The organism is Pantoea sp. X-Soil-YNGN-844 (assembly GCF_059730595.1).
Window position 1 is genome coordinate 1,107,659 of sequence record NZ_AP036007.1, and the last position, 26,658, is coordinate 1,134,316.

The window sequence follows — 26,658 nt, forward strand, 5'->3', positions numbered from 1 at the left end:
AACCAGGAATCCCTTATGACGAAGAGAGCAACCGCCTTAATCGTGGCGCTGGGGCTGACTGCCTCCCTGGCGCAGGCTGCCGACGCTATTCCGGTGCAAAAAGTTGATCAGGCGCTGCATGACCGGCTGCCGGATGAGATCAAAAAAGCGGGCAAAATGATTTCAGTGAACAACGGTTCATTTCCGCCCTATGAAATCGTTAATGGCCCGCACGCGATGGAGGGCGCCTCAGCGGAGTTAACCACCGCGCTGGCGCAACTGCTGGGTGTGAAGATCGAGCATGCGACGGTGAGCGGCCTGTCAGGCGTGCTGACCGGCATCAATGCGGGTCGCTATCAGCTGGCCATTGGCCCGATTGGTGATTACCCGGACCGCCAGCAGAAAGTGGACTTTGTCGATTTTGTGCAGGAGTTTGTGGTGTTCGGCGTGCAGAAGGGGAATCCGGCAAAAATTAATCAGCTGGATGACACCTGCGGCAAGCGTATTGCGGTTATGGCCGCCGGCTCTGCGGAACAGGTTATCCGTAAACAGTCAGCGCAGTGTGTGGCCGATGGAAAACCGGCGGTGACGGTGCAGGCCTTTACCGATCAGCCTTCGTCTATTCTGGCGGTGCGCTCTAAACGTTCGGATGCCTTCTTCTCATCACAGGCTCCACTGACTTATTTTGTTAATCAGGCGAAGGGACAACTTGAACTGGCGGGCAAAGGGCACAAAAACGGTTTTGGCGATATCTTCCAGGGTACTGTTGTGCCAAAAGGCTCACCGCTGGGTCAGGTGGTGTTGGATGCCTACAAAGAGCTGTATCAGAACGGCACTTATGCAGCGATCATGAAAAAGTGGCAGCTTGAGGGCAACATGACCAATGCGCCCGGGCTGAATCTGGCGAAAGAGGCCAGCAAATGAGCCCGTCTCGCCATCTGCCCCGCGATGACAGTGGCGAGGCGCAGCTGCGCGACGTGGCGTTCGCCCGCAGCGCGCCCACTTACGGCCGCTGGATCAGCTGGATTCTGGTGCTGGTAATCGGCTCGAATCTGCTGTGGCTGGTGGCGACCAATCCTAACTTTGAGTGGCAGGTGGTGCTGAAGTGGTTTACCGAAGAATCCGTACTGAAAGGGTTGCAGGTCACTCTGGGGCTGACGGTCGTGTCGATGATACTGGGCACGCTGCTGGGTCTGCTGCTGGGCGTCTGGCGGCTCTCTGAAAACCGGCTGCTGAGCGGTGTCGCCGGACTCTATATCTGGTTCTTCCGGGGTACGCCGCTACTGGTGCAGCTGATCTTCTGGTACAACCTTTCCACGCTGTTTCCCGCGCTGTCGCTGACGCTGCCGTGGAGCAGCATCACGCTGGCCAGCTGGAACACCAACGATCTGATTACGCCGCTGACGGCAGCCATTGCCGGGCTGGCACTGAATGAAGCAGCCTATATGGCGGAAATTATTCGCGCCGGTCTGCTGTCGGTGGATAACGGTCAGGTGGAGACCACGCAAGCCTTTGGCATGAGCCGGTGGCGGGCGCTGCGACGCATCATTATTCCGCAGGCGATGCGGTCTATCATTCCGCCCACCGGCAACCAGTTGATCAGCATGATCAAGGCGACGTCGCTGGTCAGCGTGATTGCGATGGGCGATCTGCTCTACTCGGTACAGGCGATCTACAACCGCACCTTCGAGATCATCCCGATGCTGATGGTGGCAGTGATCTGGTATCTGCTGATCACCTCGATCCTCAATCTGGGCCAGTCCGCCATCGAGCACTACTATGCGCGTGGCACCCGCCGGGTGGCCAGCGCCCCCAGACGCGCCGCTACGGTAGCGGGCAGCGCGCAATCTCAGCAGGAGGAACCATGAGTCAGAGTGAACCCCTGGTCTGCGCCCGCAACGTGCAGAAGAATTATGGCGACAATCAGGTTCTGAAAGGGATCGATCTGGATGTTTATCACGGTGAGGTGGTGGTGATTCTCGGCCCCTCCGGGTCCGGCAAATCCACGTTTCTGCGCTGCATCAATCACCTTGAAGAGATGAACGCCGGATCGATTCGGGTCGGCGATGAGCAGATTGGCTATGTGCTGAAAGGGCATGTGCTGCACCGGCTCTCGCCACGGCAGATTGCCCGGCAGCGCCAGAAAATCGGCATGGTATTTCAGCAGTTCAATCTCTATCCACACATGACCGTACTGCAGAACATCATTGAAGCGCCCATCGGTGTGCATAAATTTTCACGTCAGGCGGCTCTGGCTCATGCCCGATCGCTGCTGGCGACGGTGGGTTTAAGTGATAAAGCGGACGCCTGGCCGCGTCACCTGTCGGGTGGACAGCAGCAGCGTGTCGCGATTGCGCGGGCGCTGGCGATTAAGCCGCGGCTGATGCTGTTTGATGAACCGACCTCTGCACTCGATCCGGAACTGGTGGGGGAAGTCCTGGCGACCATGCGTACCCTGGCAGATCAGGGTTTGACGATGATTGTGGTAACCCACGAAATCAGCTTTGCGCGGGAAGCCGCCGATCGCGTCGTCTTTATGGATGGCGGGGTGGTGGTGGAGCAGGGCACGCCAGAAGAGGTGATCGCGAATCCGCAGCATCCACGGACCCAGGCGTTTCTCAGTCGCTTCATCTGAGATCTTACTCTGTTACAGATTCCAGTTGTCGCCGCAGGCAAACTGCGCGTAAATAACAGTCACTGTGATTCGATAAAGTTGAAAGGTTAAGTATGGAAGGTATCAGTATTGCCAAGCTGCTGATTATCGGTGCGCTTATCGTACTGCTTTTTGGTACCAATAAGTTGCGCTCTCTGGGCGGCGATCTGGGCTCCGCGATTAAGGGCTTCAAAAAAGCCATGAAAGACGAAGATACCAGTGCAACCCGAACACCGGCTGAAGACGTGCCGGCAGAACGCGTCGTTCATAAAGATTAATCGGTTATTTGCTGCAAATAACTGTTACTTTTTATTTCAGGCAATTTCAGGCACGTATAAAAAAACCAGGCTGTTCCCAGTCTGGTTTTTTGTTTTTTTAAGCTTCCTGAGAAGCTTCGTGATTATTTCACTTCTTCGCCTTTAGCCTGCATATCCGCATGATAGGAAGAGCGGACAAACGGACCGCACGCGGCATGGGTAAAGCCCATCGCCATCGCTTCTGCTTTCATTTCATCGAACTCGGCCGGGCTGACGTAGCGCTGAACCGGCAGGTGATGGCGGCTCGGCTGCAGATACTGTCCCAGCGTCAGCATGGTGACGCCGTGGCGACGCAGATCGCGCATCACCTCAACGATTTCGGCGTTGGTTTCACCCAGGCCTACCATCAGACCCGATTTTGTCGGAACATCAGGATGTGCTTCTTTGAAGCGCTCCAGCAGCTTCAGTGACCACTCGTAGTTCGCGCCCGGACGTACCTGGCGGTAGACGCGCGGTACGTTTTCCAGGTTGTGGTTAAACACATCCGGTGGCGTCGCGGTAAGAATCTCCAGTGCGCGATCCATACGGCCACGGAAGTCCGGCACCAGCGTTTCAATTTTAATAGTGGGATTTTTTTCGCGAATCGCGCTGATGCAGTCGGCAAAGTGCTGCGCGCCGCCATCACGTAAATCATCACGGTCAACCGAGGTGATGACAACGTAGCGCAGGCCCATATCGGCAATCGTCTGCGCCAGTTTCGCGGGTTCGTTAGCATCCGGTGCATTAGGACGGCCATGCGCCACATCGCAGAACGGACAACGACGGGTACAGATTGCGCCAAGGATCATAAAGGTGGCGGTGCCGTGGTTGAAGCATTCGGCAAGGTTAGGGCAGGACGCCTCTTCACAGACCGAGTGCAGCCCGTTTTTGCGCATCGCAGCTTTGATACCCTGAATACGACTGGAGTCGGCTGGCAGCTTGATTTTCATCCATTCCGGCTTACGCAACATCTCCTGCCGTTCAACAGCCACGGTTTTCACCGGGATCAGCGCCATTTTGTCTGCGTCACGATATTTGACGCCGCGTTCCATCTGAATTGGTTTACTCATAAATCAGCAGGTTCCGGTCGGATTGCGATTTGAAAGCGTTCCCACTCAAACCGGGAAGGGGGCTTTCAACTTTATTTGAAAAAAGTGCAAAAATTATATCATCTCATCGCCTGCGAAGCAGCCACCGGCAGCGTTGAAAAGTTACATATTTGTAAATTCGCATTCTGCGTTAAGGCTTAACAGGAAGATCGCCTGCTATCCATTCAACATTTTCATAACCTGCCAGCCGCGCAAAGGCGCTGACCAGCGGAGCGCGTACCTGCTCTGTGGTCACCTCTGGCTGGAAATGTTTTAACTGGGTCATGCTCATGCCAGCGTAACCACAGGGATTAATGCGCAGGAAAGGCGATAAATTCATGGCCACATTCAGCGCCAGACCGTGAAACGAGCAGCCTTTGCGAATGCGCAATCCCAGCGAGCAGATTTTCTCTTCCCCGACATAGACGCCGGGTGCATCTGCGCGGGCGCGGGCGCTGACGCCGAATTCTGCCAGCGTAGCGATCACCGTCTCTTCAAGAAAAGTCACCAGCTGGCGCACGCCGAGCTTACGGCGTTTTACATCGATCAGGACATACATGACCTGTTGTCCCGGCCCGTGATAGGTGACCTGACCGCCACGATCGCTCTGCACCACCGGAATATCACCGGGCATCAGCAGATGTTCTGCTTTTCCCGCCTGACCCTGAGTAAAGACCGGAGGATGTTCGACCAGCCAGATTTCGTCACGACTCTGGTCGTCGCGCTGGTCAGTATAGTGATGCATGGCGTCGGAGACGGATTGCCAGTCGCACAGACCGGACTGGCGGACAATGAGGGTTTCAACTGACAAAGCGATAGCCCGCTAAAGGAAAAAACGCTGAGGATAACGTCGGCAAACCGTCAGGCAGTGGCGCCTTGCCGACCCGTAAATTACAGTACCATCCGCACAATTTCGATCTGGCCCAGCTCTTCGTACAGGCGTTCGACCTGTTCAATGTGGGTGGCGTTGATAGTGATGTTTACGGAGTGATAGTTGCCTTTGCTGCTCGGCTTAACTTCAGGGCTGTAGTCGCCGGGCGCATGACGTTGCACCACTTCAACCACTTGATCAACCAGCTCCGGTTGCGCCAGACCCATTACTTTATAGGTAAACGGGGTAGGAAATTCGAGCAGCTCATTCAGTTTGGTTTTCATATTTACTCCGGTGCATAAAAAACAGGCTCCCGCCTGAGCGGGAGCATCATAATATCTGGTAATGGGGACGAGGGGGCGATTTTTCAATCACCCTTTACGCTTAACCGAACCAGTGATGGAACATCAGTTTGATGTAATCCACGATACGGCCAAAGAAACCACCCTCAGAGATCTCGTTCAGCACCACCAGCGGACGCTGTTCGATCGTCTTGCCATCCAGCTGGAAGTTGATGCTGCCGACAACCTGGTTTTTCTTCAGTGGGGCATGCAGTTCTGTGTTGGTCAGCACATAGCTGGCTTTCAGATCTTTCATACGGCCACGCGGAATAGTCAGGTAAGCATCTTTTTCCACGCCCAGTTGTACACGGTCATTATCACCAAACCAGACCGGCTCAGAGGCGAACTCTTTACCCGCTTTCAGTGGCGCAACGGTTTCAAAGAAACGGAAGCCCCAGGTGAGCAGTTTCTTGCTCTCAGTTTCACGACCTTTGAAGGTATGACCGCCCATGACCGCAGAGATCAGGCGCATCTGGCCTTCAGTCGCGGATGCCACCAGGTTGTAACCGGCTGAATTGGTGTGACCGGTTTTGATCCCATCCACGTTCAGGTTGGTGTCCCACAGCAGACCGTTGCGGTTCATCTGGCGGATATTGTTGAAGGTGAACTCTTTCTCTTTATAAACAGCGTACTCTTCCGGCACGTCACGGATCAGTGCCTGACCGATCAACGCCATGTCGCGCGCAGAGCTGTACTGACCTTCAGCGTCCAGACCATGGACAGTCCCGAAGTGGGTATTCTGCAGGCCAATCGCTTTAACGTAGTTGTTCATCAGATTAACAAACGCATCCTGGCTGCCGGCGACATAGTCAGCCATCGCAACACAGGCGTCGTTACCGGACTGCAGCACAATTCCACGGGTCAGCTGAGAAACCGGTACGCGGTCGCCTGGCTTCAGGAACATCAGCGAGGAGCCTTTGAACACTGGGTTACCGGTCGCCCAGGCATCCGGACCGACGGTGACCATATCGTCCTGATGAATTTTGCCCGCTTTCACGGCCTGTCCAATGACATAGCTGGTCATCATCTTGGTCAGACTGGCAGGATCGCGGCGTGCATCGGCGTTTTTCTCTGCCAGCACTTTGCCCGAGTTGTAGTCGATAAGGACATACGCTTCGGCATCAATGTCCGGCACGCCCGGAATCATGGTCTTGAGATTGACGTCATCAGCAATAGCAGCATGGCTGAGAGAGAAAGCGATCAGTGATCCCACTGTCAGGCGTTTCAGCAAACGAGATGATTTCAGCGTGTTCATGTGTAGGACTACAACATCCGTGAGTTTGAGGTTAAAAATGTCACTCATCATACCCAATGCCAGTCAGTCTGGCACCGGGCGTGATGATTGGGTTGTTAGCAGACGTAACGTGTCGCTGTCTGGTAAACCGATCAGCGACGCGTGTTAGTAATAAATGAGGCAGTCTGGCCTTCACTGCTCAGGCGCTGTTGCAGCGCAGCCGCTTCAGCGCGGGAGCTGTAGCCGCCGAGCTGAACGCGATAAACGTTGTTGCCCGCGTCTTCAACCTTGCCGGGCACACCGTAACGCTGGCTCAGGCTTTTCATCATCTGCTGAGCACGTGCCGGATCATTCAGTGCACCGACCTGTACGACATATCCGGCTGCGGCACCACTGCTGGCGGCCGGCGCGGCGCTGGCGGCGGGTGGTTCACTGCCTTCCAGCACGCCGTTCGCTAATGGCTGAGGTGCGCCAAGAAAGCCGCTGCTCTGTACTGGCGCGCCCATGTTGTCACCGCCCTGCAGCGTGCTGTTGCTGATGGCTTCCACGTTTTGAGCAGGCGGTTCAGCGTTTGCGGCGCTGCCGCCATTCATCACCGCACCACCACTCAGGTCCGGGCGGGCAGGCAGCGAGTAGCTCTGTTTGGCGACCACAGTACCAATGGTGCCCGGGCCTGAGAGCGTACCGTCGGGAGCCACCTTAATATAGTCGACCCGCACCCGTGAATTATTGGAGATGTTCAGACGGTCACCGGCTGCCCGCGACAGGTCGATAATGCGTCCTGGCGTGTAGGGGCCGCGATCGTTAACGCGCACCACAATCTGACGGCCGTTCGCGATATTGGTCACGCGCACATACCCCGGCAGCGGCAGAGTAGGGTGGGCGGCCGTCAGCGCATCGGGATCGTAGGCTTCGCCGGTAGCGGTGCGGTTGCCCTGTGCCTCTTCGCCGTACCAGGTGGCCAGGCCGACCTCGCTGTAGTTCGACGGATCTTTGATGATGCGATAATTTTTGCCATTAACGCTGTAATCCTGGCTGGTGCCCGGATTAACTGGCTCATAACGAGGCTCAACGCCTGGAATCTCTACCACCGGTCCATTGTAAGCCGGTTGCGGCGGCGCCGTATTTTGGGGTTCGGGCGTGGTACAGGCCGCCAGAACCAGTGATGCCAGTGCAACGCCAAGCCATTCCTTACGCATCTGCAGCCTCTTAGACACTTTTAGATAACATTTTTCGGTGAGTGTGGATCGACATCACAATGCCGAATCCCGCCATAAGCACGATAAGCGCGGAGCCGCCGTAACTGACGAGCGGCAGCGGCACGCCAACTACCGGTAAGATACCACTAACCATGCCAATGTTAACGAAAACATAAACGAATAAAATCAGCATTAAACCGCCCGCCATGACCCGGCCAAACGTGGTCTGCGCGCGGGCTGCGACAACCAGTCCCCGCATGATCAGCAGCAGATAAAGGGTCAGCAGCAGCAGTACGCCAACCAGACCCAGCTCTTCGGCCAGAACCGCGAAGATAAAGTCGGTATGACGCTCCGGCAAAAATTCCAGCTGAGACTGGGTGCCCTGCAGCCAGCCTTTGCCGCGCAGTCCGCCTGAACCAATGGCGATTTTCGACTGGATGATGTGATAACCGGCACCCAGCGGATCTGTTTCCGGGTCGAGCAGCATCATAACGCGGTCACGCTGATAGTCGTGCATCAGGAAGAACCACAGAATCGGGATAAAAGCCGCGACCAGCAGAACGGCAACGCCAATCAGTTTCCAGCTCATTCCCGAAAGGAAGAGGACAAACAAACCGGAAGCAGCAACCAGAATCGAGGTGCCGAGATCGGGCTGTGCGGCGACCAGCAGGGTCGGCACGAAGATCAGCAACAGCGCAATGCCGGTGTTTTTTAGGGTTGGCGGACACACATCGCGGTTAATAAAGCGCGCCACCATCAGCGGCACCGCGATTTTGGCAATCTCAGAAGGCTGAAAGCGAACAAAGCCGAGATCGAGCCAGCGCTGTGCGCCTTTACTGATCTGCCCGAAGGCATCGACCGCCACCAGCAGAATGACGCAGACAATATAGAGATAGGGTGCCCAGCCCTCATAAACGCGCGGCGGCACCTGCGCCAGCACAATCATGATCACCAGTCCCATCGCGATCTGACCGAGTTTACGCTCCATCATGCCGGGATCCTGACCACTGGCACTCCAGATCACCACGGCGCTGTAGGTCAGCAGGCCGAGAATGATCAGCATAAACAGCGGATCGATGTGGATGCGCATCCAGATCGATCGTTTCTGCGGACTATCTTGCATCGACATGTTTATTCACCTTCATAACCGGGCGGCACAGGGGCGGCGTCCGGCAGGACAGTATTGTTATCACCCAACATAATGTGATCCAGAATCTGGCGCATGACGGTGCCGACAGCCGGACCGGCGCCCCCGTTTTCCAGGATAATGGTCACTGCGACCCGAGGCTTGTCATAAGGGGCAAACGCGGTCATTAATTTATGGTCGCGTAATCGTTCAGCAATTCTGTGGGCGTTATAGGTTTCGTTCTCTTTCAGGCCAAAGACCTGCGCCGTACCGGACTTGGCGGCAATTTTATAAGGCGCATCAGCAAAGCTTTTGTGTGCAGTACCGTTGGGGCGATTCGCCACGCCGTACATACCATCTTTGGCGATTTCCCAATAGCCGGAATGAATATCACCGATCGGGGCTTCTGGCGGCTGGCGATAGGGCACAAGGGTCCGGCCTTCGCGGGTGGCTCGCAGCATATGCGGCACCTTGACGACGCCGTCGTTGATCAGAATCATCATCGCTTTGTTCATCTGCAATGGGGTAGCCGTCCAGTAACCCTGGCCGATCCCCACCGGAATGGTATCGCCCTGATACCACGGCTTTTTAAAGCGTCTCTGTTTCCAGTCACGGGTCGGCATGTTACCGGCGCTCTCCTGCGGTAAATCGATGCCGGTCCGGCTGCCGTAACCAAATTTATTCATCCACTCTGACAGACGGTCGATGCCCATGTCATAGGCAACCTGATAGAAGAAGGTATCGGCAGACTCTTCCAGCGCTTTGGTGACGTTCAGACGCCCGTGGCCCCATTTTTTCCAGTCGCGGAAGCGTTTTTCTGAACCAGGAAGTTGCCACCAGCCGGGATCAAACAGGCTGGTATTACGGTTAATCACGCCAGCACTCAGGGCAGAGACCGCCACATAAGGCTTAACCGTCGAAGCCGGTGGATAGGCAGCCTGAATCGCACGGTTATAGAGTGGGCGATTTTCATCTTCCAGCAGGCCGCGATAATCCTTACTGGAAATGCCGTCGACAAACAGGTTGGCATCGTAACTGGGTGTGGAGACCATGGCGAGAATTTCGCCGGTGCGCGGATCGCTGACGACAACAGCAGCGCGACTGCCCGCCAGCAGGGTCTCGACATACTGCTGCAGTTTGAGATCGATAGTCAGATAGATATCACGGCCAGCCTGAGGTGACTCCTCATGCAGCTGGCGAATAACCCGGCCCCGGTTGTTAACCTCAACCTCTTCAAAGCCAGTTTTACCGTGCAGCAGACTCTCGTAATACGCTTCAATGCCCAGCTTGCCGATGTCGTGCGTGGCGGCGTAGTTCGGCCATATACCTTCTTTGTCGAGGCGTGCAACGTCACGATCGTTGATTTTTGAGACGTAGCCGACTACATGCGTCAGCGTGGCACCGTAGGGGTAGTAGCGGCGCTGATAACCTTTAACTTCCACGCCGGGAAAGCGGTACTGATTGACCGCAAAGCGTGCCACCTGAACTTCATTCAGACCGGTTTTAACGGGAATGGAAGTAAAGCGACGCGAGCGTTTGCGCTCTTTCTGGAAGTTTTCGAGGTCTTCGTCCGTCAGCTCTAGAACAGGACGTAAGTTTTCCAGCGTCTGCTGCAGGTTATCAACTTTCTCCGGCACCAGTTCTGCCTGATAGATGGTGCGGTTCAGTGCCAGCGGCGTGCCGGTGCGATCGTAGATAATGCCGCGGCTGGGCGCGACAGGCACCAGTTTAATGCGGTTCTGGTTGGAGCGGGTGCTGTAATCATCAAAACGAAGAATCTGTAGATGGTAAAGGTTAACTACCAGTACTGAAGAGAGCAGTAAGATACCGACGAAGGCGATGAACGCCCGACGGACAAAGAGTTTCTGTTCGGCGCTGTAATCGCGAAAGGCGTTGCTTTGTAATTTCATCCGCTACTTGTCATGTCTGATGTGGGCTGATCGGTCATTCACGATGATAAGGATGATTAGTCGTTATACTCCAGGCCCGGTACAGACTTTCGGCCACCAGCACGCGCACCAGCGGATGAGGCAACGTCAATGCTGACAGTGACCAGCTCTGCTCTGCCGCCGCTTTACAGGCGGGAGCCAGGCCTTCAGGCCCGCCAATCAGCAGGCTGACATCGCGACCATCCAGCTTCCAGCGTTCAAGCTGCTGCGCCAGCTGCGGGGTTTCCCACGGTTGGCCAGGAATATCCAGCGTGACGATGCGATTGCCTTTGCCGACCGCCGCCAACATCGCTTCCCCCTCTTTTTCAAGGATGCGTTTGATATCAGCATTTTTGCCGCGTTTACCTGCGGTTACTTCGGTCAGCTCAAACGGCATATCTTTCGGGAAGCGGCGCAGATATTCCATGAAACCGGTCTGCACCCAGTCGGGCATTTTTGTGCCGACGGCAACAAGTTGCAGTTTCACCGATTAGCCCCAGAGTTTTTCCAGCTCATACAGCTGGCGACTCTCTTCCTGCATCACATGTACGATGACATCACCCAGATCAACCACGACCCAATCTGCCGCGCCTTTGCCTTCAATGCCTAATGGCATCAGGCCCGCTAAACGGGACTCCTGCTCAACGTGTTCTGCGATCGAAGTCACATGACGCGTGGAGGTGCCGGTGCAGATGATCATGAAATCGGTGATGCTGGATTTGCCCTGAACGTCGATGGTGACAATGTCCTGGCCTTTGAGATCATCAATCTTATCAATAACGAACTCTTGGAGTGCTTTACCTTGCAAAAGGTTCCCCTTGGAATCTGGTGGTATCGGGCTGGCTGTAAGCCCGGAGAGTGCAGCCAAAATTTAAGCGGCGCAGTATAGCATGCCCGGATCAGTCGCGATATAAGCCTTCGCGGTCGATATAGTCGATAACCGCCGCGGGCAACAGGTCGTCGCAGGGCTGGTTCTGATGGCGACGGCGACGGATTTCAGTCGCCGAAATGTCATAGAGCGGGGTTTCCGCCAGCCAGATATGGCCTGCGGGCTGCTGATGCAGCTGCCGGATATCCTGAGCAAGGTGTTGTTCGAGCCAGTCCTGCATCTCCGGCGCGTCAAACCGGGTCGGATAGCCGGGGCGCTGGCACACCAGCAGATGACAAAGCGACAGCAGATCCTGCCAGCGATGCCATTTCGCTAAGCTCAGCAGGGAATCCTGACCAATAATAAAGCCCAGCGGCCGTTCTGCACCGCGTTCGGCGCGCCAGGCTTCCAGGGTAGTTACGGTCCAGGAGGGGGTCTCGCGCTGCAGCTCACGGGTATCAATCTCAAACAGCGGTAAGCCGCGGATCGCACAACGCAGCATCGCGACCCGCTGAACGGCGCTGGCTTCCGGCTGCGGACGATGCGGTGGCACATTGTTGGGCAGCAGCGTCACACGCTGCAGGCCGGTCAGCTGAGCCAGCGCTTCGACCGGACGCAGATGACCAAAATGAATCGGGTCGAAGGTGCCACCAAACAGCGCGTGTAACTCAGACATGGGCAAAACTCGTCGGAAAAGCACGACTGCTGAGCAGCAGCGTCAGGGTCTGTAACTGTGGCCACACCGGCTGCCCATAATCCTGCTTCAGGGTGATCTCAATCTGGCTCAGCAGATGAATCGCGCGTTGCAGACGCGTGGCGTCCAGGCGTTGCAGTGCGTCGGTGAACAGCGCGCGGCGGTTCTGCCAGATACGCTGCTGATCCATCAGGGTACGCAGCGGCTGCTGTGCCTGGTGGCGCTGCAGATGCAGCAGTGTCAGCAAATCGCGCTGCAGCGTACGCAGCAGAATGACTACTTCGCTCTCTTCTTTCTCCAGCTGATGCAGGATATGCAGCGCGCGACGGCTCTTACCCGCCAGCAGAGCATCGACCCAGTGAAACGGTGTGAAGTGGGCCGCATCGCTGACCGCCTCTTCAACCCGGGGCAGTGTCAGTTTGCCGTCAGGCCACTGCAGCGAGAGACGCTCCAGCGCCTGGGCCAGCGCCAGCAGATTACCTTCATAGCAGTAACACAACAGCTGCACAGCCGCGTCATCGACCGAGAGTTTCAGCGCCTTAGCGCGATTCACGACCCAGCGCGGCAGTTGCGCCTGTTCGGGCGTCTGGCAGGGCACTAAAACTGCAGAGGCGGACAACGCTTTAAACCAGGCGCTGTTTTCCTGCGCTTTGGTCAGCTTTGGCATCCGGCAGATCAGCAGAATATCGGCGTGCAGCAGCTGCGACAGCTTAACCAGCTGCTCGGCCATTGCGGCGTTGGGGCCATTCTCGGGGAATTGCAGCGTCATTGTCTGACGCTGTGCAAACAGACTCAGTGACTGACAGCTGACAAACAGGCTCTCCCAGTCGGTCTGGGCGTCCAGCGTAAAACTAAAATGTTCTTCAAATCCCTGCGAGGTGGCGGCGGAACGGATGGCATCCCCACTCTCCTGCAACAGCAGCGGTTCGTTTCCGGCTAACAAATAACAGGCGCGCAGCCCCTCACGGAGCTGCGCGCTGAGTTGCTCAGGGTAAATCCTGATCATTGCAGGCTGGTAGCAGAGGAAGACGGTGCTTCCTGTGAACCCTGACCCGGAACCGGAATCACTGACGCCGGTAAGGTCTCTTTGTTGTTGATCTGTGCAGCATGCACGGTCAGCAGTTTACGTACCAGCTGTTCGGCAGCACGCTGACGCATCTCCTGCGTAATCAGATCCTGCTCAGCATCTTTCGCCAGCGCAGCATTCGGGTTATCGAAGAATGAACGATAAACCGTGGTGCTGATTGGGTAGATTCCTTTGCCCGGCAACAGAACCTGCGCCGTAAGGGTCATGACCAGCTGATACTCAGCAGAGGTGCCGCTGATAAAGACCGATGCGGTGTTACGTCCCGAAACTTCAGGACCCAGACGCAGCGTCGGAATATCGGTGCGGTTGTGTTTGTTGTCCTCAACGATGGTGACATCGTTGATACGCAGTTGCTGACGCACAGTACGTGCCAGCGGTCCATACGGATCGCCGGTTGAAACAATCAGGGTTTTCAGTTCGCTGGGCACCTGCGTGGTGCCGCGCGGATGAAAACCACAGCCAGCGGTGATCACCACCGCCAGCATGACAAACAGCCTGATAATCGGATGTCGCACAGTTCCTCCTGAACTTAACCTACGACCAGGTTAAGCAGTTTGCCCGGTACATAAATGACTTTACGGATAGTCACGCCGTCCAGATACTTCGCCACCAGATGCTCCTGCGCAGCGCGTGCCTGAACCTGCTCCTGTGTTGCATCGGCGGGTACGGTAATTTTGCCACGCACTTTACCGTTCACCTGCACCACGACCAGCAGTGAATCTTCAACCATAGCGGCTTCATCAGCCACCGGCCAGCTCGCTTCGTCGATGGTACCTTCGCCACCCAGCGTCTGCCACAGAACATAGCAGGCGTGCGGGGTAAACGGATAGAGCAGACGGACGATAGCCAGCAGCGCTTCCTGCATCAGAGCGCGATCCTGCTCGCTTTCCTGCGGGGCGCGCGCCAGTTTGTTCATCAGCTCCATAATCGCTGCAATGGCGGTGTTGAAGGTCTGACGACGGCCAATATCATCCGCTACTTTGGCGATGGTTTTGTGCAGGTCACGACGCAGCGATTTCTGCTCGTCATTCAGGCTCTTCACATCCAGCGCCACGGTCGCACCCTGTGAGGTGTGCTCGTAGACCAGCTTCCAGACACGCTTCAGGAAGCGGTTAGCCCCTTCAACGCCCGACTCCTGCCACTCCAGCGTCATATCGGCCGGTGAAGCAAACATCATGAACAGACGTACGGTATCCGCGCCATAACGCTCAACCATCAGCTGTGGGTCGATGCCGTTGTTTTTCGACTTCGACATTTTACTCATGCCCGCGTAGATCACTTCGCGGCCCTGCGTATCAACCGCTTTAACAATGCGGCCTTTCTCGTCACGCTCAACCTCAACATCAACCGGTGAAACCCAGTTACGCTCGCCGTTGTTACCGAGGTAGTAGAAGGCGTCAGCCAGCACCATGCCCTGGCACAGCAGACGTTTGGCTGGTTCATCAGAGTTCACCAGGCCCGCGTCACGCAGCAGCTTGTGGAAGAAGCGGAAATACATCAGGTGCATGATGGCGTGTTCAATACCACCCACATACTGATCGACCGGCAGCCAGTAGTTTGCCGCGGCCGGATCCAGCATGCCTTCTTTGAAGCTGGCGCAGGTATAGCGCGCGTAGTACCAGGAGGACTCCATGAAAGTGTCAAAGGTGTCGGTTTCACGCAGAGCAGGCTGGCCGTTCACCGTGGTTTTCGCCCACTCCGGGTCGGCTTTGATCGGGCTGGTAATGCCATCCATCACCACATCTTCCGGCAGGATCACCGGCAGCTGATCTTCAGGTGTCGGCATTACGGTGCCATCTTCCAGCGTGACCATCGGGATTGGTGCGCCCCAGTAACGCTGACGGGAAACACCCCAGTCGCGCAGTCGGTAGTTCACTTTACGCACGCCCACGCCTTTTGCCGCCAGAGAATCTGCAATGGCGGTAAACCCTGCGGCGTGATCCAGACCGTTGAACTCACCTGAGTTAAACAGCGCGCCTTTGTCGGTCATTGCCGCGGCGCTGACGTCAGGAATAGAGCCATCCAGATTGAGTACCACCGGCTTGATCGCCAGGTCGTATTTAGTGGCAAATTCCCAGTCGCGCTGGTCGTGTGCCGGGACCGCCATGACGGCGCCGGTGCCATATTCCATCAGCACGAAGTTAGCGACCCAGACCGGGAGAAGCTCACCGGTGAGCGGATGAACAACAGACAGGCCGGTCGCCATGCCTTTCTTCTCCATGGTCGCCATATCGGCTTCGGCCACTTTGGTATTGCGGCATTCAGCGATAAAGTCAGCCAGTGCCGGATTGTTCACCGACGCCTGGGTTGCCAGCGGATGACCCGCCGCAACGGCGACATAGGTTGCGCCGATAAAGGTATCCGGGCGGGTGGTGTAGACGGTGACTTTCTCTTCGCTGTCAGCCACGTCGAACGTGATTTCGACGCCTTCAGAACGGCCAATCCAGTTACGCTGCATGGTTTTGACTTGCTCAGGCCACTCTTCCAGCGTATCCAGGTCGTTCAGCAGCTCTTCCGCATAATCGGTGATTTTGATAAACCACTGCGGGATCTCTTTGCGCTCAACTTTGGTGTCGCAGCGCCAGCAGCAGCCATCGATCACCTGCTCATTCGCCAGCACCGTCTGATCGTTCGGGCACCAGTTGACGGCAGAGGTCTTTTTATAGACCAGACCTTTTTCATACAGTTTGGTGAAGAACCACTGTTCCCAGCGATAGTACTCTGGCTGGCAGGTCGCCAGTTCACGACTCCAGTCATAGCCAAAGCCCAGCAGTTTAAGCTGGTTTTTCATGTAAGCGATGTTGTCGTATGTCCAGGGGGCCGGTGCGGTGTTGTTTTTGACCGCAGCGCCTTCCGCAGGCAGGCCGAAAGCATCCCAGCCAATCGGCTGTAGTACGTTTTTGCCGAGCATACGCTGATAACGCGCGATTACGTCGCCGATGGTGTAGTTACGAACGTGGCCCATATGCAGGCGGCCAGAAGGATAGGGCAACATGGAGAGGCAATAGTATTTCTCTTTACCTTCCTGCTCAGTCACTTTAAACGTTTCGTTTTCATCCCAGTGTTGCTGCACACGGGATTCAATCTCTTCCGGGCGGTATTGCTCTTGCATGGCTGCCTGTGGTCCTTTATGAATAACATTTTTCGGGCTCTACGATCCGCATAGCATACCCATAAGGCCGCGTATCAACAACACTTCCCACTTTTGCTGGCACGATTTCTGCTGAAAGCGTCAGCCTCTTCACCCTTTTGTAATTCACTGTACAGACGACACGGCAAAAGCCGCATTGCGACTAAACTTAATTTAGCGAGGGTCTGCATAAAGGAGAATAAAATGAATAAAGTAGCTCAGGAATATCGCGAGTCGTTAGCCGTACTGACCGAACGTCTCCGTCAGGGCGATCGTAACCTTGATGAGCTGATTGCCGGTCGACGCAGCCAGTTACGGGTGCGCGATGACATGACGGAAGAAGAGATTGATCAGGCGCTGAGCTCGGTGCGCCGTGATTTGGGCGAGTTTGCACGTAGTTATACCGACGTAGAAGAGCCCCTGGCGGATTCACTGTTTATGCGTATTATTCGTGAGAGCGTCTGGAAAGAGCTGGCGGATATCACCGATAAAAGTCAGCTGGAGTGGCGCGAAGTGTTCCAGGATCTGCATCATCACGGTGTGTATCAGAGCGGTGAAGTGGTGGGACTGGGCAATCTGGTGTGTGAGAAGTGTCAGTTTACCCGGGCGATCTATACGCCGGAAACCCTGTCGCGCTGTCCGGAATGCGGCAATGACCAGTTTCAGCGTCAGCCTTTCGAACCCTGATAACAACAACGATGCGGGCCACTCAGGTGACCCGCATAGATTATTTAGTGCAGAATTTTAGCGAGGAAATCTTTCGCACGGTCAGACTGTGGATTATTGAAGAAGTCATCTTTATTGGTGTCTTCGATAATTTTCCCTTCATCCATAAAGATCACGCGATTGGCAACCTTACGGGCGAAGCCCATCTCGTGTGTTACCACCATCATCGTCATTCCCTCCTGCGCCAGCTCAACCATCACATCCAGCACTTCGTTGATCATTTCCGGGTCCAGCGCGGAGGTCGGTTCATCAAACAGCATCGCGATAGGATCCATGCAGAGCGCACGTGCAATCGCCACGCGCTGCTGCTGACCGCCGGAGAGCTGGCCAGGAAACTTCTCGGCATGCGCTGACAGTCCCACACGCTTCAGCAGTTTCAGCCCCTTATCGCGGGCCGCCGCTTTGTCACGCTTCAGCACTTTTACCTGTGCCAGTACCAAATTGTTGATAATGCTCAGATGCGGGAACAGCTCGAAGTGCTGAAACACCATACCGACCTGACTGCGAAGCTGTGCAAGGTTGGTTTTTTTGTTGTTCACCTCGGTGCCGTTGACCGCAATCACGCCCTGCTGAACCGGCTCAAGTCCGTTCACCGTTTTGATCAGCGTCGATTTACCGGAGCCGGACGGCCCGCAGACCACCACTACCTCACCGGTTTTGACCTCGGTTGAGCAGTCGGTCAGCACCTGAAAGTGACCATACCACTTAGAAACATTTTTCAGGCTAATCATTTAAACCGTCCTTTTTCTTTTCAGATAGCTGACCAACAGCGATGCGCTCAGGCTGATAACGAAGTAGACCAGACCTGCAAACAGAACCATTTCAACCTGGGTGCCGTCGCGCTCACCAATGGTGGACGCGGTACGGAAGAAGTCCGCCAGGCTTAAGACATAGACCAGCGAGGTATCCTGGAACAGCACGATACCCTGCGTCAGTAACAGCGGAACCATGGCGCGGAACGCCTGCGGCAGGATGATCAGGCGCATTGCCTGCCACTGTGTCATACCCAGCGCCAGCGCGGCGTTGCCTTGTCCACGCGAAATACTGATGATGCCGGCACGAATGATTTCGGAGTAGTAGGCCGCTTCAAACAGCGAAAAGGCAACCATAGCGGAAATCAGCCGGATATCGGTTTTCGGCGACAGGCCCAGCACCTGCTGCAGGAAACTCGGCACCACCAGATAGAACCACAGCAGCACCATCACCAGCGGCACCGAGCGGAACAGGTTGACGTAGATTTTGGCGAACCAGCTGATGGGCTTAAAGGTCGACAGACGCATCACCGCCAGCAGGGTGCCCCACAGAATGCCGAAGACCACGGCGGTAATGGTGATCTTGAAGGTAATCACTAAGCCGTTAAGCAGATAGGGCAGGCTGGGTGTAATCGAACTCCAGTCAAAGTCGTACATTACTTGCCTCCCGCATTGCCTGGCAGCCGGACTTTGCGCTCGACCAGACTCATCAACAACATAATTACCAGGTTAATCGCGACGTAGGCCAGCGTAATGGCGGTAAAGGATTCATAGGCGTGAGCAGAATAGTCGAGCAGTTTGCCCGCCTGCGCCGCCATATCGACCAGACCAATGGTGGAGGCGATAGCGGAGTTCTTCACCAGGTTCAGCATTTCCGAGGTCATCGGCGGCACAATCACGCGATACGCATTCGGCAGCAGGACATAGCGATAGGTCTGCGGCAGCGTTAATCCCATCGCCAGACCGGCATTTTTCTGTCCTGCCGGCAGCGACTGAATGGCTGCGCGCACCTGCTCGCAGACGCGGGCGGCGGTAAACAGGCCAAGACAGATCATTGAAGAGAGGAAGAACTGAATGTTGGGGTCCAGCTCCGACTTAAACCACATGCCAAGCTTTTCGCCTACCAGTTCGGGCGCGACCAGATACCAGAAGAAGAACTGGACGATCAGCGGGATATTACGAAACAGTTCCACATAGCAGGTGCCAATGGTCGACAGCAGGCGATTCGGCACGGTGCGCAGAATGCCGAAAAATGAACCCACGCAGAAGGCGATAATCCAGGCGCAGCAGGAGACGGCTATCGTCACCTGAAAACCGGACCACAGCCAGCCGAGGTAGGTCGTGTTACCGAACGGGGCCTGTTCGAGGAATATGCCCCAGTTCCAATCGATACCCATAACGAGCTCCGGAAAAAAAGGGTAGCTAAGCTACCCTGAAGATTGATGAACGGCGTTTTATTTCCTGACTCAGGGGAACGACCCGGGTCAGTCAGTCTGTCCATGCCGCGGTTTCAGCAATCGAGAGGGCAGCCAGGCCGCCCTTGTTATACCCGCCGTCTTTCAGGCTGCATTTTTGTTGGCTATGTTCACTCATCCAAATGCCTTACATGAGTAAGTTCACCGGGATGCATTCTCCTGCCGACTCAATGCAATCTGAGATCCATTGGGTATTTTTTTGTTAATTCAGTGCTTTGTCATTTGGCGTTTTGAACAGGGCTTTCATGTCATCAGAGAGTTCAAAGTTCATGTTCAGATTCTTTGGTGGAATCGGCTGTTTGAACCAGGTATCGAACCATTTTTCTGCCTGACCAGAGGTCTGGGCTTTAGCAATGGTTTCATCGACCAGCGCTTTGAACTGCGGATCATCTTTACGCAGCATGCAGCCATAGGCCTCTTTTGACTGTGGCGTACCTAAGATCTCCCAGTTATCCGGCTTTTTGGCTTTGGCGCGTTCGCCGGCCAGCAGAGCATCATCCATCATGAAAGCCACGGCACGACCAGTTTCCAGCGTACGGAAAGAGTCACCGTGATCTTTGGCGCTGATGATGCGCATATCCAGTTTCTGTTCGTCATTGAGTTTATGCAGCAGCACTTCAGAGGTGGTTCCTGAAGTCACGACCACGGTTTTGCCTTTCAGATCGGCGAAGTCTTTGATCGGGCCATCTTTTTTAACCAGCAGACGGGTGCCGATGACAAAAATGGTGTCAGAGAACGCGGCCTGTTTCTGGCGCTCAAGGTTGTTGGTAGTGGAGCCACACTCATAATCGTAGGTGCCGTTTTGCAGCAGCGGAATACGGTTTTGTGAGGTGATCGGGATCATTTTGACCTGCAGGTCCGGCTTGTTCAGCTTCGCTTTAATGGCTTCCACAATGGCGTTTGAGTAAGCCTGTGAATAGCCGACGACTTTTTGCTGGTTGTCATAGTAAGAAAAGGGAACTGATGATTCGCGATGCCCGACCACAATGACGCCATTGTCATTGATCTTCTTCAGGGTGCCGCTGAGATCTTCCGCCTGGGCCGCTCCCGCCGCTGCGCTGATCAGCAGAAGAGATAATGCCACTTTGCGTAGTTGCATGTTCCAACTCCTTCGTATGAAAAAGGCCCAGGCTATTACCTGTGCTGATTATGATGTTGTGTCTGTTTTTTGCTGCGTTTCTGCTCATTCTGCGGGTTAAATGGGCGCAGAAGAGTCACTAACATAGCTGATTGTTAACGTAATGAAACAAAAAAGTTTATTTTTTGCGAGGCGATCCGCACCAAAAAAAGGCAAATATCTTGCGCTGCGCGTTAACGGTGCAGCAGAGGCGACTGTTTTGGTGCAGCCGGCCAGGCGTCGGCGCCTGCAATCCGCCTGTCGGCGAAAAACAGTGAAACATTCTGCAATCATCGTGCCAGAAAGCGGTACAGGGCGAGAAAGACAGCAGAGTATGTGGTCAGGGGAGTGAGATATACCGGGGAGCGAGCAAAGAAAAAAGGCGAAGCCTGCGCTTCGCCTTTAAGGATCGGATAGGTTATCGGCGTCGACGCAGCAGAGCTATCAACGCCGCCAGCAGCGTCAGTGACCAGACTGGCCAGATGCCCGCCCGCGCATACGGGGTTTCCCCCTGCGTCGGCGTGACCTTGCTGGTCAGCACATCGCGGGTAAACTGCGGCAGCATCGCCTCCACATCACCACTGGCATTGACCACCGCCGTCACGCCGTTGTTAGTGCTACGCAACAGCGGACGTCCCAGCTCCAGCGCCCGCATTCTCGCCATCTGGAAGTGCTGCCACGGACCGATAGAGTGACCAAACCAGGCATCGTTCGAAACGGTCAGCAGGAAGTTAGTGTCGGGATGGAAGTTAGCCCGCACCTGTTCACCGAGCACAATCTCATAACAGATGGCGCTCGTCAGGTTATAGCCCGCCACGCTGAGTTGCGGCTGGAGATAGTTGCCACGGCTGAAGGCTGACATCGGCAGATCGAAGAACGGGGCCAGCGGACGCAGCAGATCGGCCAGCGGCACAAATTCGCCAAACGGCACCAGATGATTTTTCTGGTAACGATTGCCGCTGAAGTAGTTGTACGGCGTTTTGCCGCCAAGCACGATCACGGTGTTGTAGTCGTGATAACGATTCTGCTCCAGCCGGGAGTCAACGATGCCGGTGACCAGCGAACTGCCGCGCTCACGCAATTCATCATCCAGCGAACGCAGGAACGGCTGCTGATTGCTTTCCAGATCGGTTATCGCCGATTCAGGCCAGATAATAATCGGCGCTTTACCCATCAGCGGCTGGCTCAGACCGTTATAGATGCGCAGGGTCGTGAGCAGTTGCTGAGGATCCCACTTCATCGACTGCGGGATATTTCCCTGTACCAGCGCCACGTCGACAGCACGCTCCGGCATTGGCTGAACCCACTGGATGTAGCGCAGCGGCCACGGCAGAGCCAGCAGCAGCAACGCGGCAACCAGACTTCTGACGTTGCGCTGCTGCAGGGCATAAGCCAGCAGGCCAGCAATGACCATCAGCAGGAAGGTCAGGGTCTCGACGCCCGCCAGCGGGGCCAGGCCTTTTAACGGACCGTCGATCTGGCTGTAACCAAACTGCAGCCACGGGAAGCCGGTCAGCACCCAGCCGCGCAGAAACTCAGTCATCTGCCACAATGCCGGTGCTGCCAGCGCCATGCGCCACAGCGTCGTGCGCGGCCAGAGGCGATTCAGTACACCGGCAAACAGCGCCGGATAGACCGCCAGATAGGCCGCCAGCAGCGCCACGATAAAGACATTGACCGGACCAGGCATGCCGCCAAAGGTGGCAACACTGACATAGACCCAGTTAATGCCGCTGCCGAACAGACCTACTCCCCACACAAAGCCGATCGCGGTGGCCTGCGGGCTTGAGCGGTTCAGGGTCAGCAGTTGTAAGCCGCACAGCGAGAGCAGAGCGGCAGGCCAGAAATCGTAAGGAGAGAAGGCGAGGGTGCCCAGTGCACCCGTTATTAAAGCCAGCAGCAGGCGAACCCGCTGGCGCGGGTAGAGTGAGGCTAAAGCCATAGACTTATTCGTCTTCCAGTTGGGGTTGTGGCGAATTTTCCGGAATAGTCACGTGAACCTGGATGATGCGGCGGCTGTCAGCCATCGCCACCTTGAACTGGTAACCCTCAATCTCGATGCTTTCACCGCGCGCGGGCAGATGGCCGAAGCCCTGCATGACCAGACCACCAATGGTGTCGACTTCATCATCACTGAACTGTGTGCCAAACACCTCATTGAAATCTTCAATGGCGGTCAGTGCGCGCACCGTGAAGGTATGACGATTGAGCTGACGGATATCACGATCTTCTTCATCGTCATATTCATCTTCAATCTCACCTACGATTAGTTCCAGAATGTCTTCAATGGTCACCAGGCCGGAGACACCACCAAACTCATCAATAACAATCGCCATGTGGTAACGCTGTGAGCGGAACTCTTTCAGCATCCGGTCAACACGCTTACTTTCCGGCACCACCACCGCAGGACGCAGCACTTTCTCAATGCTGAACGGCTCTGATTCACTGCTCATAAACGGCAGCAGATCTTTCGCCATCAGAATCCCTTCCACATGATCTTTGTCTTCGCTGATCACCGGGAAGCGGGAGTGCGCGGAGTCGATAATGACATCCAGACACTCTTCGAGGCTCTGATTACGTTTCAGGGTGATCATTTGCGAACGCGGGATCATGATGTCACGCACGCGCTGCTCCGCAATATCCAGAACCCCTTCGAGCATGTCGCGGGTGTCCTGGTCAATCAGCTCTTTGTTATTCGAGTCGCGGATCAGCTCCAGGAGCTCATCACGGTTTTTTGGTTCACCGTGAAAGAGTTGGTTGATCAACAGGGAGAAAAATCCCTTTTTACTACTGGGTGCATCGCTGTTTTGAGAATGGTCGTCGCTCATGGCGGTTTTTAAAGATCTCTCTGGTGAGGAATGGGGGCTGTCAGCAACCTGTGCTGACAGCCGGATTGCCTGAATTCAGGATTCAGGCGTCTTCTTTCTCCGAAATGTACGGATCAGGATACCCAAGAGCAAGCATTATCTCGGTCTCCAGTCCTTCCATCTCGTCAGCTTCATCGTCATCAATATGGTCGTAACCCAGCAGATGCAGCGTACCGTGTACCACCATATGTGCCCAGTGGGCTTCAACGCTTTTCCCCTGTTCTGCCGCTTCCTGCTCAACTACCTGACGGCAGATGATCAGATCGCCCAGCAGCGGCAGCTCAATGCCCGGCGGCGCTTCAAACGGGAAGGAGAGGACGTTGGTTGGCTTATCTTTGCCACGATAAGTCAGATTAAGCTCATGACTTTCTGCTTCATCAACCAGACGGACTGTAACTTCGCTTTCGGGCTGGAAAGGGGTCACAGCCGCTGAAAGCCAGCGGTGAAACTGGCCTTCATCAGGCAGATCAGCGGTGTTGTCACAGGCGACCTGCAGGTCGAGAATCACCTCGCTCATTTGCTCTCCTGCGTGGCGCTCTGTGCTGCCAGCGCCTCACGTTTACGCTCTTCTGCCTGCTGGTCACGGCGGGTCTGATCGGCGGCTTCCCAGGCTTCATAAGCGGTGACAATGCGGGCAACGACCGGATGGCGCACCACATCTTCGCTGTGGAAGAAGTTAAAGCTGATCTCTTCCACGTCTGCCAGCACCTCGATAGCATGACGCAGGCCCGACTTGACGTGACGGGGCAGGTCGATCTGGGTGACGTCGCCGGTTATGACCGCTTTGGAGTTAAAGCCGATGCGCGTCAGGAACATCTTCATCTGCTCGATGGTGGTGTTCTGGCTTTCATCAAGAATGATGAACGCATCGTTCAGGGTTCGACCACGCATATAGGCCAGCGGGGCAACTTCAATAACGTTGCGCTCCATCAGCTTTTCAACGCGCTCGAAGCCGAGCATTTCAAACAGCGCATCGTAGAGCGGACGCAGATAAGGGTCGACTTTCTGGCTCAGGTCGCCTGGCAGGAAGCCGAGCTTTTCACCCGCTTCGACGGCAGGGCGGGTCAACATGATGCGGCGAATTTCCTGACGTTCCAGCGCATCCACGGCCGCGGCCACCGCCAGATAAGTTTTACCGGTACCGGCCGGGCCGACACCAAAGGTAATGTCGTGGTCGAGCACATTCGCGATGTACTGGGCCTGATTTGGCGTGCGTGGTTTGATCACACCACGCTTGGTCTTAATGTTGACCGCTTTACCGTACTCCGGCACGCTTTCAGCGGTTTGCTCCAGTACCCGGCTCTCTTTGATCGCCAGGTGAATCTGGTCAGGCTCGATATCCGGGATCTCACCACGCATTGGCGCGGTATCGACATACAGGGTCTTCAGAATATCTGCGGCGGCATTAACGCAAAGTGGGCGTCCCACCAGCTTAAAGACGTTGTCGCGACGATTGATCTCAATGCCCAGACGACGCTCAAGCTGTTTCACATTATCGTCGAAAGGCCCGCACAGGCTCATCAGACGACGGTTATCAGCCGGTTCAAGGGCGATTTCACGAGTTTCGATATTCAAACGAATCCTTTGGGTCACTCAGGGCCAGTTTTGGGATGTGTCTGACGCACCGTTAGGCTTAACCGGATGCACCATAACGAAATTATTTATGCCGTAACGCCTGGGCGCAAGCTTAAGGAGAGATATTTGGGCGACACTTTCAGAAACCAAGTGTCGTGGCGTGAACCTGGCGGCAACGCAATGCGCGCTACCGCACAATATAGCAGGCATCACGGCTGGAACAGACCCACGCCGATTTCGTTTTCTTTGCGGGTACGGGCAATCACAGATGCCGGGCTTTGCGCCATACGCAGGCCCATCTCCTCTTCAGTACGCACCAGCTTGCCGCGCAGCGAGTTGGTGTAGACGTCAACAATTTCAACATCCACAAAGCGGCCAATCATCTCAGGCGTGCCTTCAAAATTGACCACACGGTTATTTTCGGTGCGGCCAGAGACTTCCATGACGTTCTTGCGGGAGATGCCTTCCACCAGAATACGCTGCACGGTGCCGATCATGCGGCGACTGATCGCCTGCGCCTGCTGGTTAATGCGGTCCTGCAGGATCCACAGACGCTGTTTTTTCTCCTCTTCGCTGACATCATCCGGCAGGTCAGCGGCGGGCGTGCCGGGACGGGCAGAGTAGATAAAGCTGAAGCTGACGTCGAAATTGATGTCTGCGATGAGCTTCATGGTCTGCTCAAAATCCTGCTGGGTTTCTCCGGGGAAGCCGATGATAAAGTCGGAGCTGATCTCAATGTCCGGGCGCGCCGCGCGCAGCTTGCGGATAATCGCCTTATACTCCAGCGCGGTATGCGCGCGCTTCATCAGTGTCAGAATACGGTCTGCGCCACTCTGAACCGGCAGATGCAGGAAACTCACCAGCTCCGGGGTATCGCGATAGACATCAATGATGTCATCGGTGAACTCAATCGGGTGGCTGGTGGTGAATCGAATGCGGTCGATACCGTCGATGGCGGCGGCCAGGCGCAGCAGCTCAGCGAAGGTACAGATCTCACCATCAAAGGTGGCACCACGGTAAGCGTTGACGTTCTGACCCAGCAGGTTAACTTCACGCACGCCCTGCGCTGCCAGCTGGGCGATCTCCAGCAGAATATCATCGCTGGGACGGCTCACTTCCTCACCACGGGTGTAAGGCACCACGCAGAAAGTACAATATTTGTTGCAGCCTTCCATAATGGAGACAAAGGCTGTCGGGCCTTCTGCACGCGGTTCCGGCAGGCGGTCAAATTTCTCAATTTCCGGGAAGCTGATGTCGACTACCGGACTTTTGGTGCCGCGCACGGTGTTGATCATCTCCGGCAGGCGGTGCAGTGTCTGCGGACCAAACACAATATCTACGCAGGGCGCACGCTGACGAATATGATCGCCTTCCTGCGACGCCACACAGCCACCGACGCCGATAATCACATCCGGGTTGCGCTCTTTGAGTTTTCTCCAGCGTCCCAGCAGATGAAACACCTTCTCCTGCGCTTTCTCACGAATGGAGCAGGTGTTAAGCAGCAGAATATCCGCCTCTTCAGGGACCTCGGTCAGCGTATAGCCGTGCGTACTGTTCAGCAGATCAGACATCTTGGATGAATCATACTCATTCATCTGACATCCCCAGGTTTTGATATGCAGTTTTTTTGTCATCGCGCTAGCCATTGATTC

General features: G+C 55.5%; 27 protein-coding genes. 5 read left to right on the forward strand and 22 right to left on the reverse strand.

The features are described from left to right. The first annotated feature begins 15 nt into the window (after nt 1-15). The 4 genes from AC6I8C_RS05005 (at nt 16) to tatE (ending at nt 2,910) form a co-directional block, all read left to right on the forward strand. Nucleotides 16-903, forward strand: a complete 888-nt coding sequence (locus AC6I8C_RS05005) for an ABC transporter substrate-binding protein (protein WP_266306828.1) — start codon at nt 16-18, stop codon at nt 901-903. Beyond that, the gene (locus AC6I8C_RS05010) at nt 900-1,847 is read left to right on the forward strand and encodes an amino acid ABC transporter permease (protein ID WP_497821784.1); all 948 of its coding nucleotides are present in this window, start codon (nt 900-902) and stop codon (nt 1,845-1,847) included. Before AC6I8C_RS05005 ends, AC6I8C_RS05010 begins: the two co-directional genes overlap by 4 nt. Next, nucleotides 1,844-2,614, forward strand: coding sequence for an amino acid ABC transporter ATP-binding protein (locus AC6I8C_RS05015; protein ID WP_497821785.1), 771 nt, complete (start codon nt 1,844-1,846; stop codon nt 2,612-2,614). Before AC6I8C_RS05010 ends, AC6I8C_RS05015 begins: the two co-directional genes overlap by 4 nt. Nucleotides 2,615-2,706: 92 nt before the next feature. Then, nucleotides 2,707-2,910, forward strand: a complete 204-nt coding sequence (tatE, locus tag AC6I8C_RS05020; RefSeq protein WP_497821786.1) for a twin-arginine translocase subunit TatE — start codon at nt 2,707-2,709, stop codon at nt 2,908-2,910. Nucleotides 2,911-3,032: 122 nt separating this feature from the next. On the opposite strand, the gene lipA is transcribed toward tatE, so the two are convergent. From lipA to leuS, 13 genes are all read right to left on the reverse strand, one after another. Continuing rightward, on the reverse strand, nt 3,033-3,998 hold the full coding sequence (lipA, locus tag AC6I8C_RS05025; protein WP_161732071.1) for a lipoyl synthase: 966 nt from the start codon (nt 3,996-3,998) through the stop codon (nt 3,033-3,035). A 169-nt stretch (nt 3,999-4,167) separates the two neighbouring features. Next, nucleotides 4,168-4,827, reverse strand: coding sequence for a lipoyl(octanoyl) transferase LipB (gene lipB / locus AC6I8C_RS05030; protein WP_497821787.1), 660 nt, complete (start codon nt 4,825-4,827; stop codon nt 4,168-4,170). 80 nt (nt 4,828-4,907) lie between these two features. Continuing rightward, nucleotides 4,908-5,171 carry a DUF493 family protein YbeD gene (ybeD, locus tag AC6I8C_RS05035; RefSeq protein ID WP_013357093.1) on the reverse strand — a complete coding sequence of 88 codons (264 nt, stop codon included), beginning with the start codon at nt 5,169-5,171 and terminating at the stop codon, nt 4,908-4,910. 100 nt (nt 5,172-5,271) lie between these two features. Then, nucleotides 5,272-6,483: a D-alanyl-D-alanine carboxypeptidase DacA gene (gene dacA, locus AC6I8C_RS05040; protein WP_033732040.1), complete on the reverse strand. Its 1,212-nt coding sequence runs from the start codon at nt 6,481-6,483 to the stop codon at nt 5,272-5,274. A 131-nt stretch (nt 6,484-6,614) separates the two neighbouring features. Beyond that, nucleotides 6,615-7,661: an endolytic peptidoglycan transglycosylase RlpA gene (gene rlpA / locus AC6I8C_RS05045; protein WP_497821788.1), complete on the reverse strand. Its 1,047-nt coding sequence runs from the start codon at nt 7,659-7,661 to the stop codon at nt 6,615-6,617. A 10-nt stretch (nt 7,662-7,671) separates the two neighbouring features. After that, entirely contained in the window at nt 7,672-8,784 is a 1,113-nt protein-coding gene (mrdB, locus tag AC6I8C_RS05050) for a peptidoglycan glycosyltransferase MrdB (protein ID WP_033784531.1), read from the reverse strand. 8 nt (nt 8,785-8,792) lie between these two features. Continuing rightward, entirely contained in the window at nt 8,793-10,697 is a 1,905-nt protein-coding gene (mrdA, locus tag AC6I8C_RS05055) for a peptidoglycan DD-transpeptidase MrdA (RefSeq protein WP_497821789.1), read from the reverse strand. Between the two features lie 34 nt (nt 10,698-10,731). Next, on the reverse strand, nt 10,732-11,202 hold the full coding sequence (rlmH, locus tag AC6I8C_RS05060; protein WP_013357098.1) for a 23S rRNA (pseudouridine(1915)-N(3))-methyltransferase RlmH: 471 nt from the start codon (nt 11,200-11,202) through the stop codon (nt 10,732-10,734). Between the two features lie 3 nt (nt 11,203-11,205). Continuing rightward, nucleotides 11,206-11,523 carry a ribosome silencing factor gene (gene rsfS / locus AC6I8C_RS05065; protein WP_013357099.1) on the reverse strand — a complete coding sequence of 106 codons (318 nt, stop codon included), beginning with the start codon at nt 11,521-11,523 and terminating at the stop codon, nt 11,206-11,208. A gap of 91 nt (nt 11,524-11,614) precedes the next feature. After that, nucleotides 11,615-12,259 carry a nicotinate-nucleotide adenylyltransferase gene (gene nadD / locus AC6I8C_RS05070; RefSeq protein WP_497821790.1) on the reverse strand — a complete coding sequence of 215 codons (645 nt, stop codon included), beginning with the start codon at nt 12,257-12,259 and terminating at the stop codon, nt 11,615-11,617. Continuing rightward, nucleotides 12,252-13,283, reverse strand: coding sequence for a DNA polymerase III subunit delta (gene holA, locus AC6I8C_RS05075; RefSeq protein WP_497821791.1), 1,032 nt, complete (start codon nt 13,281-13,283; stop codon nt 12,252-12,254). Before holA ends, nadD begins: the two co-directional genes overlap by 8 nt. Beyond that, a complete protein-coding gene (gene lptE / locus AC6I8C_RS05080; protein ID WP_497821792.1) occupies nt 13,280-13,879 on the reverse strand; it encodes an LPS assembly lipoprotein LptE in 600 nt (199 codons plus the stop codon). Before lptE ends, holA begins: the two co-directional genes overlap by 4 nt. 14 nt (nt 13,880-13,893) lie before the next feature. After that, nucleotides 13,894-16,476 (reverse strand): leucine--tRNA ligase, encoded by a 2,583-nt coding sequence (gene leuS / locus AC6I8C_RS05085; RefSeq protein WP_497821793.1) that lies wholly within the window; start codon nt 16,474-16,476, stop codon nt 13,894-13,896. A gap of 222 nt (nt 16,477-16,698) precedes the next feature. On the opposite strand from leuS, the gene AC6I8C_RS05090 reads away from it, so the two are divergent. After that, nucleotides 16,699-17,181 carry a zinc ribbon-containing protein gene (locus AC6I8C_RS05090; protein WP_033731844.1) on the forward strand — a complete coding sequence of 161 codons (483 nt, stop codon included), beginning with the start codon at nt 16,699-16,701 and terminating at the stop codon, nt 17,179-17,181. Nucleotides 17,182-17,225: 44 nt separating this feature from the next. Here the strand turns inward: AC6I8C_RS05090 and AC6I8C_RS05095 are convergent, their stop codons facing one another. The 9 genes from AC6I8C_RS05095 to miaB form a co-directional block, all read right to left on the reverse strand. Beyond that, complete coding sequence (locus AC6I8C_RS05095) at nt 17,226-17,951, reverse strand: amino acid ABC transporter ATP-binding protein (RefSeq protein ID WP_013357105.1); 726 nt, start codon at nt 17,949-17,951, stop codon at nt 17,226-17,228. Continuing rightward, entirely contained in the window at nt 17,952-18,629 is a 678-nt protein-coding gene (gene gltK / locus AC6I8C_RS05100; protein WP_497821794.1) for a glutamate/aspartate ABC transporter permease GltK, read from the reverse strand. Continuing rightward, nucleotides 18,629-19,369 carry an amino acid ABC transporter permease gene (locus tag AC6I8C_RS05105; protein ID WP_013357107.1) on the reverse strand — a complete coding sequence of 247 codons (741 nt, stop codon included), beginning with the start codon at nt 19,367-19,369 and terminating at the stop codon, nt 18,629-18,631. The genes gltK and AC6I8C_RS05105 overlap by 1 nt, the downstream gene beginning before the upstream one ends. A 280-nt stretch (nt 19,370-19,649) precedes the next feature. Beyond that, a complete protein-coding gene (locus tag AC6I8C_RS05110; protein WP_013357108.1) occupies nt 19,650-20,546 on the reverse strand; it encodes an amino acid ABC transporter substrate-binding protein in 897 nt (298 codons plus the stop codon). 436 nt (nt 20,547-20,982) lie between these two features. Beyond that, a complete protein-coding gene (gene lnt / locus AC6I8C_RS05115) occupies nt 20,983-22,506 on the reverse strand; it encodes an apolipoprotein N-acyltransferase (protein ID WP_497821795.1) in 1,524 nt (507 codons plus the stop codon). Between the two features lie 4 nt (nt 22,507-22,510). Further along, nucleotides 22,511-23,392, reverse strand: coding sequence for a CNNM family magnesium/cobalt transport protein CorC (corC, locus tag AC6I8C_RS05120; protein WP_013357111.1), 882 nt, complete (start codon nt 23,390-23,392; stop codon nt 22,511-22,513). Between the two features lie 82 nt (nt 23,393-23,474). Next, complete coding sequence (gene ybeY / locus AC6I8C_RS05125) at nt 23,475-23,948, reverse strand: rRNA maturation RNase YbeY (RefSeq protein WP_497821796.1); 474 nt, start codon at nt 23,946-23,948, stop codon at nt 23,475-23,477. Then, nucleotides 23,945-25,006 (reverse strand): PhoH family protein, encoded by a 1,062-nt coding sequence (locus AC6I8C_RS05130; RefSeq protein ID WP_013357113.1) that lies wholly within the window; start codon nt 25,004-25,006, stop codon nt 23,945-23,947. Before AC6I8C_RS05130 ends, ybeY begins: the two co-directional genes overlap by 4 nt. 209 nt (nt 25,007-25,215) lie before the next feature. Next, nucleotides 25,216-26,640 (reverse strand): tRNA (N6-isopentenyl adenosine(37)-C2)-methylthiotransferase MiaB, encoded by a 1,425-nt coding sequence (gene miaB / locus AC6I8C_RS05135; RefSeq protein WP_497821797.1) that lies wholly within the window; start codon nt 26,638-26,640, stop codon nt 25,216-25,218. Nucleotides 26,641-26,658: the final 18 nt, after the last annotated feature.